The sequence below is a fragment of the Corynebacterium sanguinis genome (assembly GCF_007641235.1).
Classification (GTDB): Bacteria; Actinomycetota; Actinomycetes; order Mycobacteriales; family Mycobacteriaceae; genus Corynebacterium; species Corynebacterium sanguinis.
This window is the reverse complement of the sequence record NZ_CP038157.1, coordinates 544,411-559,952: the sequence shown is the minus strand read 5'-3', so window position 1 is coordinate 559,952 and position 15,542 is coordinate 544,411. Positions and strand designations below refer to the sequence as shown.

Genomic DNA, 15,542 nt, shown 5'->3' with positions numbered 1-15,542 from the left:
GGCAGTGGCAGGCATGTTCCCCACAATGGTGGGAGGTACCAACGACCCCAACCGCCGTCCCGCGCGCCCGTACACGGGCGAGGAGTGGCCGCCCGCCCTACGCACCTCCTACTGGCTCATCATCGCGGCAGCGGTGTTGATGCTGGTCACGGGAATGGTCCTGTTGACCGCGGGCTTCCCGGAGGCCGGTGATGAGCAGTTCCGCGAGGCGTTTATGCGCAACACGCGCGTCACCGCGCTGGGCAACATCGTGCTGGCGTTGTGCATGGTCGTTGCCGCGGCACAGTTTCCCAAGGGGCTCAAGGGGGCCCGCGGGTGGGCGTGCGGGTTTATCGCGCTGGCGATCTTCATCAACCTCGCCGCGTTTGTCATCCAGGTCACCTCGTGGGCGTCGTTTGCCATCGTGGTCGCGCTGACCTTCGCGGTGTTTTTCATGTTCCGCCCCGCCGCTAACCAGTTCGTGGAGCGGCCGTGAGGGAGGCACTCGAACGCTCGATCGCGGAGGCTCGCCAGGCCGCGATTGTGGCAGGGTTCGACCCGGACACCCCGCACGAGGTGGGCGATGAGGCGGGGACTTTCCCACGCACTTCCTACGCTTTCGAGCTCACCGGCCTCGAGGACGCCCCGCAGCTGTGCGATATCGAAGAAGCGCTAGAGCGTATCGACGGCGTCTCGGCACGTCTCGTCTACCCCTCAGCGACGGCGTGGATCACCGCCCCCGAGGGCATGGACCCGGCACGTATCACCGCGGTCATCGCGGAGTTCGGCGTGCAGGCGCGGATGACGGACTCGACGCTGCGCCGCCGCGCCGTGGGCAGGCGCGCAACCGACCACCCGATGCCACGCCGCGGCACCCGCGGCATGACGGGCAAGATGCGCCGACTGCGCCGCTTCGAAGAGTTGTCCTTGAGCGAGAAGCGGGCGGCGGGATTCATGCGCGGCGACTTCGAACGCTCGCCGCGCTCCCAAACCGACCTGCTGTTTACCGCCCGCGACCTGGTCACCCCGCTGCGCATGTGGGTCGCGGTCCTGCTCACCATCCCCGTGCTGGTGATGAGCTACGTGCCCCAGGCGCAGTTTGCCGGCTGGCAGTGGGTGTGCCTGGCGCTTGCCACCCCGGTGGCGCTGTGGTGCGCTTGGCCGTTCCACCGCGCGATGGCCGGAGGCGTGCGCCGCGGCATTTCCGCGCTCGACGGGGCGAGCTCGATCGCGGTGATCGCCTCGTTCCTGTGGGCCCTGTGCGCGCTGCTGTTTACACGCGCGGGAGACATCGGCTGGCAATCCAGCGGCGAATGGCTGCCCACCCGCCGCGGCGACGGCATCGAGCTCTTCCTCGACGTCGCTTGCGGTGTCACAGCCCTGTTGCTGGTGGGCCGCTACAACTCAATCCGCGTGCGCTCTTACCTGCTTGAGGACATGGAGCGGCGCCGGCCCGACCCGAACCGCGAGTTCACGGTCATCCGGCGCGGCCGCACCTCCGGCAAGGTGGTCAAGGAGCAGCTTCCTGCCTCCGAGCTCAACCGCGGCGACGACGTGGTCCTGGGCCCCGGCGACATCATTCCCGTCGACGGCGACATCGTCGGCGGCTCGTGCATGCTGCGCTCGCCGCTGATCAACACGCGCGAATTGCTTGAAGCCAAAGTCGGTTCGCGCATCTACTCCGGTGAGCTGATCAAGTCCGGCACGGTGAAGGTGCGCGTCGCGCGTACTGGCCACGCCACACGGTGGGCCGTCGTGCACAAGTGGGTCGAGGATGCCTCGAAGCGCGAGAACGTTGCCACCATGCTCTCGACGCGCTCGGCCAGCCTGCTCATCCCCGCGGCCTACTTCATTGCCGGGGCGGATTTCCTGATCTGGTTGCTGATCACGGGCGACTTCAACAAGGCCTTTTCCACCGCGCTGGCCATCCTCGCGGTGGTCGCCCCGGTCGCGCTGGCGATCTCGCCGGCGCTGGCGCTGCGCCTCGGCATTGAATCGGCCGCCCGGAACGGCATTTTGCTTCGCGACGGCCACACGTTCCGCGTGCTGGAGACGACGGACACGGCGGTGTTCAACCGGGTGGGCACCCTGGCCACGCCGGAGATGCAGGTGGAAACGGTGACCGCGGAGCGCGGTGAGGACCCCGACATTGTGCTGCGCGTCGCGTCCGTGCTGGCGGTAGAGTCGGACAACCCGATGGCGAAGGCGCTGGTCAAATCCGCCCGCGAATCCCGGGACACGCGCTCGAAGGACGCGTCGCTGCCGACGTGGATCGAGCTGAGCAACGAGGTCGACAGCGCCGACGGGGAGTTCGCTGGCCGGCTCACGCTCACGTTTGAGGAAGACGACGGCGAGGAGCGCACGGAGGTCATCGAGGCCTCGCTGTGGCGCCCGACGGACCTGTCGCGTCTGCGCGGCCGCTTGGCCGTCGCCGCGACCAGCGGCGGCACCCCCATCGTGGTGCGCTACAGGGGCAAGGACCGCGGCGTGATCACCTTCTACGACCCGGTGAAGCCCGACGCCATCGACGCCGTTGAGCGCCTCGAGGACATGGGCGTGGAAACGGTGATGCTCACCCGCGACACCTACCCGGTGGCGCGGCGCTTCGCCGACTTCCTCGGGGTGTCCAACGTGCTTGCGGGCGTGCGCGCCGCCGACAAGCCGGGCGCGGTGCGCGCTCTGCACACCCAGGGTGCGACGGTGGCGATGGTGGGCGACCACACGGTCATGGGCGTGCTACGCGTTGCCGACGTGGGCATCCTCTACGCCAGCGACAAGGCCATCGACAGCCGCCTGAGCAAGGTCGCCGAAAACGCCGAGGTCGTGCTCTTGCGTGACGACGTCATGGCGGTGCCTCAGCTCATCGCCTTGGCGCGCCGGGTGTGCGGCATCATCGACTCGAACATGCTGTTCGCGTGGATTTACAACATCGCCGCCATCGCGCTGGCGGTCGCCGGCGTGCTGCCCCCGATGGGCGCGACGCTGGTGATGCTGGGCTGCACGCTCATCATTGAGGCACGCTCGGCTCGGGCGCGTCGCTTCCCGCTGTAGACTCCACCTATATGACTAGTCGTGAGTTGACACACGCCCCGATCATCGACGCAGCCTACGGGCGTACCCCGACGCGGACCCCGGTGTGGTTCATGCGCCAGGCGGGCCGCTCGCTGCCCGAGTACCGGCAGGTGCGCGAAGGAATCGCTATGCTGGACTCCTGCTTCATACCGGAGCTGCTCGCAGAGATCACCCTCCAGCCGGTGCGCCGCCACGACGTTGACGCCGCGATTTTGTTCTCCGACATCGTGGTGCCGCTCAAGGCCGCCGGCGTGGATGTGGAGATTGTCCCCGGCCGCGGTCCCGTGATGGGGCAGGCGGTGCGCAGTCGGGAGGACGTCGATAAGCTGCCCGTGCTCGAGGGCGACGTCGAGGAGGTCGCGCGCGGCATCCGCATCATCCTCGACGAGCTCACCGACGCCCAGGCGCTGATCGGGTTCGTCGGCGCGCCGTTTACACTGGCCAGCTACCTCGTTGAGGGCGGGCCGTCGAAGAACCACGAGAAGACCAAGGCGATGATGCACGGCGAGCCTGAGACGTGGCACGCGCTGATGGAGAAGCTGGTGCCCACGATCGTGGCGTTCTTGCGTACGCAGGTCACCGCGGGCATCGACGCGATGCAGCTGTTCGATTCCTGGGCCGGGTTCCTCACCGAGCGCGACTACCGCGAGCACGTCCTGCCCTACTCCGTGGAGATTCTGCGCTCCGTCGAGGGCGAGATCCCGCGCATTCACTTCGGCGTGGCCACCGGCGAGCTGCTCGGCGCGATGAGCGAGGCGGGCAGCGAGGTCATGGGTGTCGATTGGCGCGTGCCGCTGGACGTGGCCGCGCGGCGTTTCGCCACACCACGGGTGCTGCAGGGCAACCTGGATCCCGCGATCCTCTTCGCCGGGCCCGAGGTGGTGCGCGGCGAGGTGCGCCGCATCAAGGAGGAGGCGGCGCGCGCGATCGAGCGTGGCGACGCCACCGGCCACATCTTCAACCTCGGCCACGGGGTGCTGCCGACGACGGACGCGGATGCGATTACCGAGGCCGTCGCGATGATCCACGAGGAGGCATAGGGTGCGTATCGCGATCGTCGGGGCGGGGCTGGCCGGGCTGACCGCGGCCTACGAGCTGCGCGAGCACGACGTCGACGTCTACGAGGCCACCGACCGCATCGGCGGCAAGCTGCACACCGTCGCCTTCGAGGCGGGCCCGACCGACATGGGCGCGGAGGCGTTTCTGGCGCGCCGAGCCGACATGGTCGACTTCGTCGCTGAGCTCGGTCTGACCGGCTCGCTGGTGGAGCCCTCGGGGCTCGGCTCGCTCGTCTACACCGGCGGCAGCGCCAAACCGCTGCCGCGCGGCGGCGTGATGGGCATCCCGTCGTCTGGGCAGGCGGTCGCGCACCTAGTTTCCGCCGAGACCGCCTCGCGTATCGACGCCGAATCCACCGCCCCGGGCTTCACCTGGGACACAGAGGGCGACCGCAGCGTCGGCGAGCTCGTGCGGGCCCGTTACGGCGACGAAGTCGCGGACCGGGTTGTCTCCGCGCTGCTGGGCGGCGTGTACTCCTGCAGCGCCGACGACCTCGGCGTGCGCGCGACCGTGCCGCAGCTCGCCGCCGAGCTCGACCGGCTGGCCACCGGCGGCGCCCCGGTGCACCTGTCGACGGCGGTGAAGAACCTGGAGGAGTCCCGCGCCCAGCTCGCTGGTACCCAGGGGGCGGTGTTCAACTCCTTCCGCGACGGCTACCAGGAGCTTTACGAGGCACTCGCGGAGCAATCCGGTGCGGACATCTACGTCGACTCGTTCATCTCCGGCATCACCCGCGAGGGCGAGGGCTACCGGCTCACCGGCGGTGAGGACGCGGTCTACGACACCGTCATCCTCGCCGTGCCGGCCCCCACCGCCGGGATGCTGCTGCGCGCCGCGGCGCCGGAGGCCGCGTCCGAGCTGGCCGGGATCAAGCTGGCGAACTCCGTGGTCGTGGGCATGCGCTTCGCCACCGAGGAGGGCCTGCCGCACAACTCGGGCGTGCTGATCGCCGCCGACGAGGAGGGCCTTACGGCCAAGGCGTTCACGCTGTCCTCGAGGAAGTGGCCGCACCTGGCTGCGCGCGGCGGCGCGCTCGTGCGCGCGAGCTTCGGCCGCTTCGGCGACGACATCGCGCTGCGCGCCGACGAGGACACGCTTGTCGACGCCGCCCTGGACGACCTGCACAAAGTCACCGGCTTCGACGGCCGCGCCGCGGGCCTGGAGGAGATCTACGTGCAGCGCTGGCTCGGGGGCCTGCCGCGTTTCGACGCCACCCACCTCTCCACCGTCGCCCGCGTGCGCGCGCGCCTCGCAGCGGTCCCCGGTATCGACGTCGTTGGCGCATGGGTGAGCGGAGTGGGCGTGCCGGACGTCGTCGCGCACGCGCGCCGGGTGGCGGCAGACATTGCCGGAGCCTAAACCCGTGTAAGTTCATAGCGCGTGAGCACACAAGATCCAGCCGACGCCCCAGAAGCCGCACCCGAAAAGGAGTGGTGGGAGGACGAATCCCTGCCGTGGAACGGCAAGCCCACCCGCGAGGACTACTGGTGCCTGGGCTGGTTTGCCTTCGTCGGGGTGTTCGGCATGGCGATGATCCCGCTGCGCGCGTGGCTGCTCGGCCTAGATCCGCCGGTGATGTTGGCGCTGACGGGGTCACGTATCGGGGCGGCGTCGACAGGCGCGCTGGCCTCGGTGGGCGAGGCGGGCAACTGGCTGTTTTTCCTGCTCATTGGCTCTGTTATGGCGATTAAGTTCGACTGGATCTACTGGTGGGCCGGCAAGCTGTGGGGCCGGGGCATCCTCGATGTCCAGGCCAGCCAGTCGAAGCGCGCCGCGCGCAACATCGCCCGGGTGGAGCGCTGGGCGCTCAAGCTCGGCTGGTTGGGGATTTTCCTCGCGTATCTGCCGATTCCTCTGCCGATCGCGTTTGTCGTGTTCGTCCTGGCGGGGATGACGGGCATGCCGCTGTGGAAGTTCATGGTGATGAACTTCATCGCGAAGACGCTGTGGTCGTTTATCTACTTCGGGCTCGGCTGGGAGATCGGCGAGCCGGTGGTGTTTGTCCTCAACCAGTACGCGCGGGTGGCCAACTGGATCGCCATCGCTTTGTTGGTTGTCATCATGTTCACTGCCTTCCGCAATCAGGGCAAGAAACGGGTGGCCTAGACTGGTCATCATGACTGTGCATAATCCCGCTACCGCCCGCTCGTCCGAACTGTTCGCCCGCGCACTCAAAGTCACGCCGGGTGGCGTGAACTCGCCGGTGCGCGCGTTCGGCTCGGTGGGCGGCCAGGCTCGCTTCATCGAGCGAGCTAGCGGGGCGAAGCTTATCGACGTCGACGGCAACGAGTACGTCGATCTGGTCAACTCCTGGGGCCCGATGCTGTGCGGCAACGCGCGCCCCGAAATTCTCGAGGCGGTTGAAAAGGCTCTGGTGGGCGGGCTGTCCTTCGGTGCGCCGACCGAGGCCGAGGTGGAGATCGCCGAGATGATCGTCGAGCGCACCTCCGTGGAGAAGGTGCGCATGGTCAACTCGGGCACCGAGGCGACGATGTCCGCCGTGCGCCTAGCGCGCGGGTTCACGGGCCGGCCGAAGATCATCAAGTTCGACGGCTGCTACCACGGCCACGTCGACGCGCTGCTGGCCTCGGCGGGCTCGGGCTTGGCGACGTTCTCCCTGCCGGATTCGCCCGGCGTCACCGGCGCCCAGGCCGCCGACACGATCGTCGTCGCCTACAACGACCTCGAGGCGGTGAAGAACGCGTTCGCGGAGAACCCGGGCGAGATCGCCGCGGTGATCACGGAGGCCGCGGCGGGCAACATGGGCACTGTCGCCCCGTCGGAGGGCTTCAACGCGGCGCTCAAAGAGATCGCCCACGACAACGGCGCGCTGCTCATCATCGACGAGGTGATGACGGGGTTCCGCACATCGTATTCGGGCTGGTACGGCGTCGATGGCGTGGCGGGCGACCTGACCACCTTCGGCAAGGTGGTTTCCGGCGGGCTGCCGGCCGCCGCGTTCGGCGGGCGCGCGGACATTATGGACAAGCTCGCCCCGCTCGGGCCCGTCTACCAGGCAGGAACGCTCAGTGGTAACCCGGTGGCGATGGCGGCCGGGATGGCGTCGTTACGCCTCGCGAGCGAGGACATCTACCCGGTGCTGCTGCGCAACGCGGACACCCTGGAGGAGTTGATCCACACCGCGCTGGACCGCGAGGGCGTGGCGCACCACGTGCAGCGGGCGTCGGCAATGCTCTCGATCCGCTTCGCCGAGGGGCCGGGATCGAACTTCGAGGAGATGAAGGCCGCGGACACTTTCCGCTACCCGGTGTTCTTCCACGCGCTGCTGGAAGGCGGCGTTTACGCCCCGCCGAGCGCGTTCGAGACGTGGTTCGTCTCCACGGCGCTGACCGCAGACGACATGGCGCGCATCGAGCGCGCCCTGGCGACGGCAGCCAAGGCCGCTGCTGAGGCTCGCGCATGACCCGCACGATCGTCCACCTCGTGCGCCACGGCGAGGTCTATAACCCAATGAAGCTGCTCTACGGGCGCATGCCCGGGTTCCACCTGAGCGCACGCGGTCGCTCCATGGCGGCGGTGACGGCCCAGTTCTTCGCCGACCGGGACGTGACCTACCTCGCGTCGAGCCCGCTGCAGCGCGCCCAAGAGACGGCGGCGCCGATCGCGGAGGTCACCGGCTGCGAGGTGGACACGCTTGACGACGTCATCGAGTCCCTCAACACCTTCGAGGGCCTGCGCACCAAGGGGTGGCGCTCCCAGCTGTGGTACCCGCCGCGCTGGCGGCACATGGTTAACCCGCTTGAGCCCAGCTGGGGGGAGCCCTACGAGGAGATCCTGGAGCGCATGCTGCGCGGCGTTGAGCACGCGCGCGCCGAAGCAGAAGGCCACGAGGCCGTTGTGGTCAGCCACCAGCTGCCCATCGTCACGGTGCAGCGCCACGTGCAGGGCAAACGATTGCCGCACCTGAGCCGCGAATGCGACTTGGCGAGCGTGACCTCGCTTGTGTTTGAGGGCGCAGATGTTGTTGACTGGTCGTACAACCGACCAGCGAAGGACGTCTAGATGCTGAAGCGACTCGCCGCGCCGTGTGCTGCGGTACTGCTCGTGGCTGGCTGCGCGGCCCCCGATAACGGCGCGACCTTTTCCTTCCACTCGCCAGGTGGGCAGGTGGAGATCTTCTACGACGAGGCCGAACGTGCCCCGTTGAGCAACGTCGGCGGTGAATCGCTCATGGAGCCCGGCGAGCAGATCAACTTGAGCGATTACGAGGGTAAGATCGTCGTGCTCAACGCCTGGGGCCAGTGGTGCGCGCCGTGTCGTGCGGAGGTAGACGACCTCCAAGCGGTTCACGAGGCGCTAGGGGATCAGGGCACGGTGCTGGGCATCAACGTGCGCGACTACAACCCGGACATCGCCCGCGACTTCGTCATCGACAACGGCGTGACCTACCCGTCGATCTACGACCCGCCGTTCAAAACGGCCGCCAGCCTGGGCGGAGTGCCCAGCTCCGTGATCCCGACGACGGTGGTGCTGGACAAACAGCACCGCCCCGCCGCGGTGTTTTTGCGCGAGGTGACCGCCGACGACGTGCTGGCCGTGACGGACAAGCTCGAGGGGGAGTAGGTGGGCGAGTTCTTCTCTGAGCTCGTGCTCACGGGCCCGCTGCTGCTCGGGCTGCTCGCAGCCACCCTCGCCGGGCTGGTCTCGTTCGCCTCCCCGTGCGTGATCCCGCTGGTGCCGGGCTACCTGAGCTACCTCACCGGAGTTGTCGGCGGCGAGATGGAGTACGGGGACAAAGGCCCGCGCGTCGCATCACGCAAGTGGGCCGTGACGGGTGCCGCCGGGCTGTTTGTCGCCGGGTTCACCGTCGTGTTCCTGCTGGCCACCGTCTCGGTGTTCGGCGCGATTAGTCTGATCACGCTCAACGCGGATGTGCTCATGCGCGCCGGGGGAGTGGTCACTATCCTGATGGGCCTGGTCTTTATCGGCGCGGTTCCGCTGCTGCAGCGCGACACGCGCGTTGCGCCGCGCAAGTGGACCACCATCTTCGGCGCGCCCCTGCTCGGCGGGGTGTTCGCGCTCGGGTGGACGCCGTGCCTCGGGCCCACGCTGGCGGCGATCATTTCGGTGTCGGTAGGCACCGAGGGGGTCGGCGCTGCGCGCGGCGTCGCGCTCGTGGTCGCCTACTGCCTGGGCCTCGGCCTGCCCTTTCTGCTGCTGGCGCTCGGCTCGGCGAGGGCCGTGGCGGGCGTGGACTTCCTGCGCCGCCACTCGCGCACGATCCAGCTCATCGGTGGGATCCTCATGATCATCGTCGGGCTGCTGCTTGTCACCGGAGCGTGGAATCACTTCATCTCCTGGTCGCGCCAGCTCGTCGTCGGATACGGAGCGACCTTTATCTAATGAAGACTGTTAATCGTTGGGCGCGCGCGACCTGGCACTGGCTGACCAGCATGCGCACCGCGCTCGTGCTGCTGTTCATGCTCGCGCTCGCCGCCATCCCGGGCGCGCTGTTGCCCCAGCGCTCGGTCAGCGCCACGCTTGTCGACGACTTCCTCGCCGCCAACCCCACCATGGGCCCCATCTACGACCGGCTGCAGCTCTTCAACGTATTCGGCTCGACGTGGTTCATCGCGATTGTCACGCTGCTGATGGTGTCGTTGGTCGGCTGCATCATCCCGCGCACGATCGAGCACTGGCGCGCGTTCCGCGCGACCCCGGCGCGTGCCCCGAAGTTTTTGCGGCGCATGCCGATGCACGCTCAGGGGGTCGTCGATAAGCCAATGGCGGACGTCGAGCGCGACGTCAAGGCCGTGCTCAAGCGCTGGAACATGGCCACGTACACGCCCGAGGAGGACCGCGCCGGGGTGTACTCCATCTCTGCCGAGCGCGGGTACACGCGCGAGCTGATGAACCTGCTGTTCCACATCGGGCTCGTCGGCATGATCCTCGCCTTCACCGCTGGCCGCATGGTGTTTTACGAGGGCCAGGTCATCGTGGTCACCAACTCGGCGTCCGAGTACGCGGTGCCGGTGGAGCAGTCGCGCGAGTTCTGCAACACCTCGCCGGCCAACTTCGACGTCTTCCGCGCCGGCCCGCTTTTCGACGGCACCGGGCTGACGCCGTTCTGCTTCGAGTCGCACAACTTCACCGCCGACTACCTCAATAATGGCCAGGCAAACGGGTTCGCCTCCGACATCTCGTACACGGATGACGTAACCGCGGACAAGGCGCAGTGGGAGGACTACACGCTGCGGGTCAACCACCCGCTGCGTTTTAACGGCGACCGCGTCTACCTCCAGGGCCACGGCTTCGCCCCGCAGGTCACGGTGACGTGGCCGGACGGGGAATCGCGCACGCAGATGATCCAGTTCCGCCCGACCGACGTGCAGAACTTCCTGTCCTCAGGCGTGATGCGCTTCGACCCGCCCGCCGGGATGTACCCGGACCTGACGGAGCGGCGCGAGAACCAGCTCGCCGTCGAGGGCGTGTTCGCCCCGACCGCGCAGTGGACCGGCCCGAACGGCGACCAGCTGCAATCCGCCTTCCCTGCGATGACGGACCCCGCGATGGCGGTGGACATCTACGTCGGTGATGCGGGCCTGGACACGGGCCGGCCGCAGAACATCTTCGTCCTGGATCAGACGCTCATCGCCGACGGCCGGCTGCAAAAGGTCGACCGCGTCAACCTCACCCCGGGCGAGGAGGTCACCATCGACGGCGGGATCACCGTGCGTTTCGACGGCGCCGCTGAGTACGCCAACTACCAGATCTCGCGCGACCCCACTCAAATCTGGGCCCTGGCCACCACGATTGTCATGCTCGGCTCGCTGATCGGCTCGGTGACCATCAAGCGCCGCCGCGTCTGGGTGCGCCTTGCTCCCGAGGGCGGCTCGACCCGCGTTGAACTCGCTGGTCTGGCGCGCACCGACCGCGCCGGCTGGGGCACGGAGTTCGACGAGATCGCCGATCGCGTCCTAGGCCGCGGCTCGGCCGAGGACGACGACGAGGAAAGTGACCTAGAAGACCTTGGTTAATGTCGCAGCACTGGGGTAAGTTTGCCCTATGCTCGTCGACTCCACCATGGCGGACCTGTCGGACCTGACGTTCCGCACCGCATTCGTCATTTACCTGGTCGCCCTCATCATGTCCTGCGTCTACTACGGGCGCATGTTCGGCGTGATCGACATGCGCCGCGAGCGCGCGCGAACCGCCCAGAAAGTCGCCGTCGGCGCGGGCGGCCCCGACGTGGTGGTGGACAGCGCGGTTGACTTCGACAAGGCCGAGTTCGACCAGGCCGAGTTCGACCGCCGCGTTTCGGGTGCCCGCAAGTGGGCGAACATGACGCAGGCGCTCGTCTGGTTCGGCATCCTGCTGCACTTGGCGTCGTTTGTTACCCGCGGTTTCGCCGCGCGTCGGTTCCCGCTGGGCAACCTGTACGAGTACATCTTGTTCATGTCCGCGGTGGTGATGGTCGCCGCCGCGGTGGTGATTCAGCGCAGGGGCTGGCACACGCTGTGGCCGTGGGTGCTCTCGCCGATGATCATCGCGATGTTCCTCAACTCCACGGTGTTCCACATGGCGGCGGCGCCCGTGGTGCCGGCGCTGCAGTCGTACTGGCTGCCGGTGCACGTGTCCTCGGTGTCTATCGGCGCGTCGATCGGCATCGTCTCCGGCCTGTTCGCCCTGCTGTACCTGTTGCGTATGTGGCAGCCGCGCGGCGAGGAGCGTGGCTTCTTCGGCGCGATTGCCAAGCCCCTGCCGAGCGCGAAGACGCTGGACCAGATCACGTACAAGACAGCGATTATCACCCTGCCGCTGTTCGGCATCGGCATCGTGTTCGGCGCGATCTGGGCCGAGGTGGCGTGGGGTCGCTTCTGGGGCTGGGACGCGAAGGAAACGGTCTCGATGATCACCTGGATCCTCTACGCCGCTTACCTTCACGCGCGCGCCACCGCCGGGTGGAAGAACGTCCGCGCGGCGTGGATCAACGTGTTCGCACTGGCTATGACGATCTTCAACATGACCTACGTCAACACCGTCATCGCCGGCCTGCACTCGTACGCGGGGCTAAACTAAATGAAGGTCCTCGTCACCGGAGGTGCCGGCTACATCGGGTCAACGGTCGCGTCCTGCTGCGCCGATAGTGGCATCACGCCCGTCATCCTCGACGACTACTCCACCGGCCTGCGCACGTTCGCGCAGCGCTTCGCCCACTACGAGGGCGACATCGCCGATGTTGCGCTGCTCAACCGCGTCGTCGACGAGCACCCGGACATTGAGGCTGTGATTCACTGCGCGGCCAAGATCGTGGTTCCGGAGAGCGTCGAAAAGCCGCTGTACTACTACGACAACAACGTCGCCAGGGCGATTTCGCTTATCGACGCCCTCTCCGCCCGCGGCATCGAAAAGGTCCTGCTCAGCTCAACCGCCGCCATGTACGAGCCCGGCGAGGACTTCATGGTCAGCGAAACCAGCACCGTCAACCCGACGAGCCCGTACGCGGCGTCGAAGTGGATGCTCGAGCACGTGCTTGCCGACGCCGCCGCGGCCGGCAACATCCGCGCCACCGCCCTGCGCTACTTCAACCCCATCGGCGCCGACCCGCAGATGCGCACCGGCCTGCAAAACCCCGCGCCCTCCCACGCGCTGGGCAAGATGATCACCGCCCAGCAAGCGGGGCAGCCCTTCCACGTCACGGGCGTGGATTGGCCGACCCGTGACGGTTCGGGCCTGCGCGACTACGTCCACGTCTGGGACCTCGCGCGCGCCCACCTCGCTGCGCTGCAGGCAACGCTGGCCGACTACGAGGTGATCAACCTGGGCACGGGCACCGGCACCACGGTGTTTGAGCTGGCTGAGGCCGTGGGCGAGGTCACCGGCAGCCCGCTGGATGTCCGTCCCGCGCCGCGTCGTGACGGCGACGTCGTCGGCAGCGCCGCGCGCACCGACAAGGCCGCCGAGGTGCTGGGCTGGGAGCCGCAGTTCTCGCTAGCCGACGGCGTGCGGCACTCCCTCGAATGGGCCGAAAGGCTGCCGGGTGTGCTGCGCAGCGAGGCAGAAAGGTAGGAAGTCATGGCAGGTCCGCGAAATAAGGCAGGTAAGCCGGCGAGCGAAGATCCCGTGCTGATCTCGCTCGGGGAGCAGATCGCGTGCGCCCGACGCGCTGCGGGGCGTCTCCAGCAGGAGGTTGCCGAGGTCGCGGGCGTGTCCCGCTCGACGCTGCACACCATTGAGCACGGCGGTGCCGGGGTGCGCTGGGAGAAGGTCGCGGCCGTCGCAGCCGCGCTCGGCCTGGCGATGACCTTCCAGCCCGTTTAGTCCTCGTCCTCGAGGCGTTTGCGGCGCTGTTCCTCTTCGCGCTTGCGGCGCTCCGCTTCTTCGCGTGCGCGGCGCTCCTTGAACCGCTCCTTTTCGATGTTCCAGAGGAACTCTTCGTCGTCGTCCGGACCCTTGATGGCTGGCGGGGCCTCGGTGTTGTTGCGGGCGGAGCTGCCCGGGCCAAAGGCGCGCCACAGCATCCACACCGCGAGGATGACGAGCAGCACGAGCAAGATTCTTCCCATGCCTACAACATACTGGGTGGGGGCATTGGGTAGGGTAACGCAGTGTGACTGAAGTAGATGCCCCCGAGGTTGACCCGAGTGCCCGCGCCCGCGCGAACAAGGCCATCGCGGTGTACGGCGGGTTGCGCCTGCTGCTGTTCATCGGCCTCACCATCGGGATCCAGCTCCTCGCTGTCGCCATTGGCGCTCCCGTGCCGCTGATCATGTCTGCGCTGCTCGCGCTTATCGTCGCGTTCCCGCTGTCGATGTTCCTGTTCTCCCGCCAGCGCGTCGCGGCCGTCGAGACGTTGGCCACGTGGCGCGCCCAGCGCGACGCCCGCAAGCGCTGGATCCGTGATGAGCTGGCGGAGCGCTAAAGCACCGCGGCGATGACCAGCATCGCCGGCATGGACAAGAACGTGGTCAGGAAGACTGTGTCGCGGGCAACGATCTCGCCGACGCGGTAGTTGGCGGTGTAGTTGTACACGTTTTGTGCCGTCGGCAGCGCCGCGAGGATGACCGCCGCGTAGAGGTGGTTGCCTTCGAGGCCCGCTGCGGTGGCGATTGCCCAGGCGACTATCGGCATGACCGCGAGTTTCAGGGCGGTTGCGGTGAGCGTCGGCAAGCGATCTGGCCCATGGGTCAGGACTCGGGTTCCCTTGAGCGAGGCGCCGAAGCTCATCAGGATCAGCGGGATGGACGCGCCGCCGAGGATCTTGATCGGCGCCATGATCGGCTCGGGGATGGTCAGATCCGTCGCGGAGACGACGAAACCGGCGATCGCGGCGAGCACCATCGGGGCTGTCAGGCCCGCGACGATCGAATCGCGTACGTGCCGCCCGCCCCCCGCGTTGAGCCCGGCGATGACAAACGGCGACAGCACCGCCATCTGCATCACCAGCGCCGGCACGACGTAGGTCGCATCCCCGATGACGTAAATCGCGATGGGCAGGCCCATGTTCACCGAGTTGAAATAGCTTGACGACGCCGCCCCCGCCATCGTCGTCGGCACATCCTGCTTAAACGCGGCCGTGGAAATTACCCAGAAGATGGCCATCGTGGCCAGCGTTGCGCCGAACACCACAAAGTTGACCGGCGAGAGGAATGCCGACGTGTCCGACGTGGCGACGGAAGAAAAAATCAGCGAAGGGGTCGTCGCCCAGAACGCGACCCGGTTGAACTGCAGCCGCGCCTCGCCCTGGCCAATGACCCCGCGCTGAGCCAGCACGAAACCAACACCGATGACGGTGAAGATGATGGAAAAGCCGGTAAGAACGTCGAGCACTCTTACCAGCTTATCCCTAGGCGGTCAGGTCCTTGACCTCTGCATCCGCCGCCGCCTGCTGCACTGCCGCAGTTCCCTTGATCGCGGTCGCCTTGGAGTTGTAAGCCTCGCCCGTCGCGACGACCTCACCGTCGCCCGCCTTGAGGCGGAAGCGGAACTTCCCGGAGCGGTCCTCGTAAACCTCGAATTTTCCTGCCATGACATGCACCTTTTTAGTTGCGTAGTGAAGTAGTTTTCATGGGACGCTACTCCAGCTGGGCCGCTCTGCGGGCGCTTGATGGCTGGGTGTTTTGTGGAGTTGTTTCCGGATCGGTGGGGTGGGGTGCTGCAGTGGTGGCGTGGGATGCCGCACCACTCGTGGACCGAATGACTCTGCGATGGAGGAATTGGGGGGTTTAGGTTCGTGATCGGTTCACTCTGCCACGGAAAAGTGGTGGAGCTCGTGGGGTGGTGGCCGGAAGACTCTGCAGCTGCAGAGTGAGGTGGGAGTCTGCCCCGGCGGAGTTGGGTTCCGTACGGCTTGAGGGTTGGTCCACTTTGCCACGGCGGAGTAGGTGCCTAGTTGGGTGGTGGCCGGAAGACTCCGCAGCTGCAGAGTGGACTCGGACTCTGCCACGGCAGAGTCGCGTGCCGCACGGATC

Annotated in this window: 17 protein-coding genes; 14 read left to right on the top strand and 3 right to left on the bottom strand. The window is 67.3% G+C overall.

Annotated features, from left to right (window positions below):
• Positions 1–13 precede the first annotated feature (13 nt).
• Genes E3227_RS02765 through E3227_RS02705 form a run of 13 tightly spaced genes read left to right on the top strand, consistent with a single transcriptional unit; the run spans position 14 to position 13,392 of the window.
• On the top strand, positions 14–475 hold the full coding sequence (locus tag E3227_RS02765) for a hypothetical protein (protein WP_144318571.1): 462 nt from the start codon (positions 14–16) through the stop codon (positions 473–475).
• Positions 472–3,030 (top strand): heavy metal translocating P-type ATPase, encoded by a 2,559-nt coding sequence (locus E3227_RS02760; RefSeq protein ID WP_144317466.1) that lies wholly within the window; start codon positions 472–474, stop codon positions 3,028–3,030. The genes E3227_RS02765 and E3227_RS02760 overlap by 4 nt, the downstream gene beginning before the upstream one ends.
• Positions 3,031–3,041: 11 nt before the next feature.
• Complete coding sequence (gene hemE, locus E3227_RS02755) at positions 3,042–4,091, top strand: uroporphyrinogen decarboxylase (RefSeq protein WP_144317465.1); 1,050 nt, start codon at positions 3,042–3,044, stop codon at positions 4,089–4,091.
• 1 nt (position 4,092) lies between these two features.
• Positions 4,093–5,469, top strand: coding sequence for a protoporphyrinogen oxidase (locus tag E3227_RS02750; RefSeq protein WP_144317464.1), 1,377 nt, complete (start codon positions 4,093–4,095; stop codon positions 5,467–5,469).
• Between the two features lie 21 nt (positions 5,470–5,490).
• Complete coding sequence (locus E3227_RS02745) at positions 5,491–6,216, top strand: DedA family protein (RefSeq protein ID WP_144317463.1); 726 nt, start codon at positions 5,491–5,493, stop codon at positions 6,214–6,216.
• Positions 6,217–6,226: 10 nt separating this feature from the next.
• Complete coding sequence (gene hemL / locus E3227_RS02740; protein WP_144317462.1) at positions 6,227–7,534, top strand: glutamate-1-semialdehyde 2,1-aminomutase; 1,308 nt, start codon at positions 6,227–6,229, stop codon at positions 7,532–7,534.
• Positions 7,531–8,133, top strand: a complete 603-nt coding sequence (locus E3227_RS02735) for a histidine phosphatase family protein (RefSeq protein ID WP_136653439.1) — start codon at positions 7,531–7,533, stop codon at positions 8,131–8,133. The genes hemL and E3227_RS02735 overlap by 4 nt, the downstream gene beginning before the upstream one ends.
• Positions 8,134–8,136: 3 nt before the next feature.
• Positions 8,137–8,694: a TlpA disulfide reductase family protein gene (locus E3227_RS02730; RefSeq protein ID WP_246062856.1), complete on the top strand. Its 558-nt coding sequence runs from the start codon at positions 8,137–8,139 to the stop codon at positions 8,692–8,694.
• Positions 8,695–9,474 (top strand): cytochrome c biogenesis CcdA family protein, encoded by a 780-nt coding sequence (locus E3227_RS02725; protein WP_144317461.1) that lies wholly within the window; start codon positions 8,695–8,697, stop codon positions 9,472–9,474.
• Entirely contained in the window at positions 9,474–11,108 is a 1,635-nt protein-coding gene (locus E3227_RS02720) for a cytochrome c biogenesis protein ResB (protein ID WP_144317460.1), read from the top strand. The genes E3227_RS02725 and E3227_RS02720 overlap by 1 nt, the downstream gene beginning before the upstream one ends.
• A gap of 28 nt (positions 11,109–11,136) precedes the next feature.
• Positions 11,137–12,150, top strand: coding sequence for a c-type cytochrome biogenesis protein CcsB (ccsB, locus tag E3227_RS02715; protein WP_136653431.1), 1,014 nt, complete (start codon positions 11,137–11,139; stop codon positions 12,148–12,150).
• Positions 12,151–13,140 carry a UDP-glucose 4-epimerase GalE gene (gene galE, locus E3227_RS02710; protein ID WP_144317459.1) on the top strand — a complete coding sequence of 330 codons (990 nt, stop codon included), beginning with the start codon at positions 12,151–12,153 and terminating at the stop codon, positions 13,138–13,140.
• A 6-nt stretch (positions 13,141–13,146) separates the two neighbouring features.
• Positions 13,147–13,392 carry a helix-turn-helix transcriptional regulator gene (locus E3227_RS02705; RefSeq protein ID WP_144317458.1) on the top strand — a complete coding sequence of 82 codons (246 nt, stop codon included), beginning with the start codon at positions 13,147–13,149 and terminating at the stop codon, positions 13,390–13,392.
• Here E3227_RS02705 and E3227_RS02700 read toward each other — a convergent pair.
• On the bottom strand, positions 13,389–13,637 hold the full coding sequence (locus tag E3227_RS02700; protein ID WP_136653425.1) for a hypothetical protein: 249 nt from the start codon (positions 13,635–13,637) through the stop codon (positions 13,389–13,391). The genes E3227_RS02705 and E3227_RS02700 overlap by 4 nt on opposite strands.
• A 44-nt stretch (positions 13,638–13,681) precedes the next feature.
• Here E3227_RS02700 and E3227_RS02695 point away from each other — a divergent pair, with 44 nt between their 5' ends.
• On the top strand, positions 13,682–13,993 hold the full coding sequence (locus tag E3227_RS02695; protein WP_144317457.1) for a DUF4229 domain-containing protein: 312 nt from the start codon (positions 13,682–13,684) through the stop codon (positions 13,991–13,993).
• Here E3227_RS02695 and E3227_RS02690 read toward each other — a convergent pair.
• The gene (locus E3227_RS02690) at positions 13,990–14,901 is read right to left on the bottom strand and encodes an AEC family transporter (RefSeq protein ID WP_144317456.1); all 912 of its coding nucleotides are present in this window, start codon (positions 14,899–14,901) and stop codon (positions 13,990–13,992) included. The genes E3227_RS02695 and E3227_RS02690 overlap by 4 nt on opposite strands.
• A 16-nt stretch (positions 14,902–14,917) precedes the next feature.
• On the bottom strand, positions 14,918–15,100 hold the full coding sequence (locus E3227_RS02685) for a YegP family protein (RefSeq protein WP_144317455.1): 183 nt from the start codon (positions 15,098–15,100) through the stop codon (positions 14,918–14,920).
• Positions 15,101–15,542 lie beyond the last annotated feature (442 nt).

Bases quoted from the DNA above. Each gene is read 5' to 3' on its own strand.
- E3227_RS02765 (WP_144318571.1), top strand. From the start codon at position 14: ATGTTCCCCACAATGGTGGGAGGTACCAACGACCCCAACCGCCGTCCC.
- hemE (WP_144317465.1), top strand. From the start codon at position 3,042: ATGACTAGTCGTGAGTTGACACACGCCCCGATCATCGACGCAGCCTAC.
- hemL (WP_144317462.1), top strand. From the start codon at position 6,227: ATGACTGTGCATAATCCCGCTACCGCCCGCTCGTCCGAACTGTTCGCC.
- E3227_RS02735 (WP_136653439.1), top strand. From the start codon at position 7,531: ATGACCCGCACGATCGTCCACCTCGTGCGCCACGGCGAGGTCTATAAC.
- E3227_RS02720 (WP_144317460.1), top strand. From the start codon at position 9,474: ATGAAGACTGTTAATCGTTGGGCGCGCGCGACCTGGCACTGGCTGACC.
- ccsB (WP_136653431.1), top strand. From the start codon at position 11,137: ATGCTCGTCGACTCCACCATGGCGGACCTGTCGGACCTGACGTTCCGC.
- galE (WP_144317459.1), top strand. From the start codon at position 12,151: ATGAAGGTCCTCGTCACCGGAGGTGCCGGCTACATCGGGTCAACGGTC.
- E3227_RS02705 (WP_144317458.1), top strand. From the start codon at position 13,147: ATGGCAGGTCCGCGAAATAAGGCAGGTAAGCCGGCGAGCGAAGATCCC.
- E3227_RS02700 (WP_136653425.1), bottom strand. From the start codon at position 13,637: ATGGGAAGAATCTTGCTCGTGCTGCTCGTCATCCTCGCGGTGTGGATG.
- E3227_RS02685 (WP_144317455.1), bottom strand. From the start codon at position 15,100: ATGGCAGGAAAATTCGAGGTTTACGAGGACCGCTCCGGGAAGTTCCGC.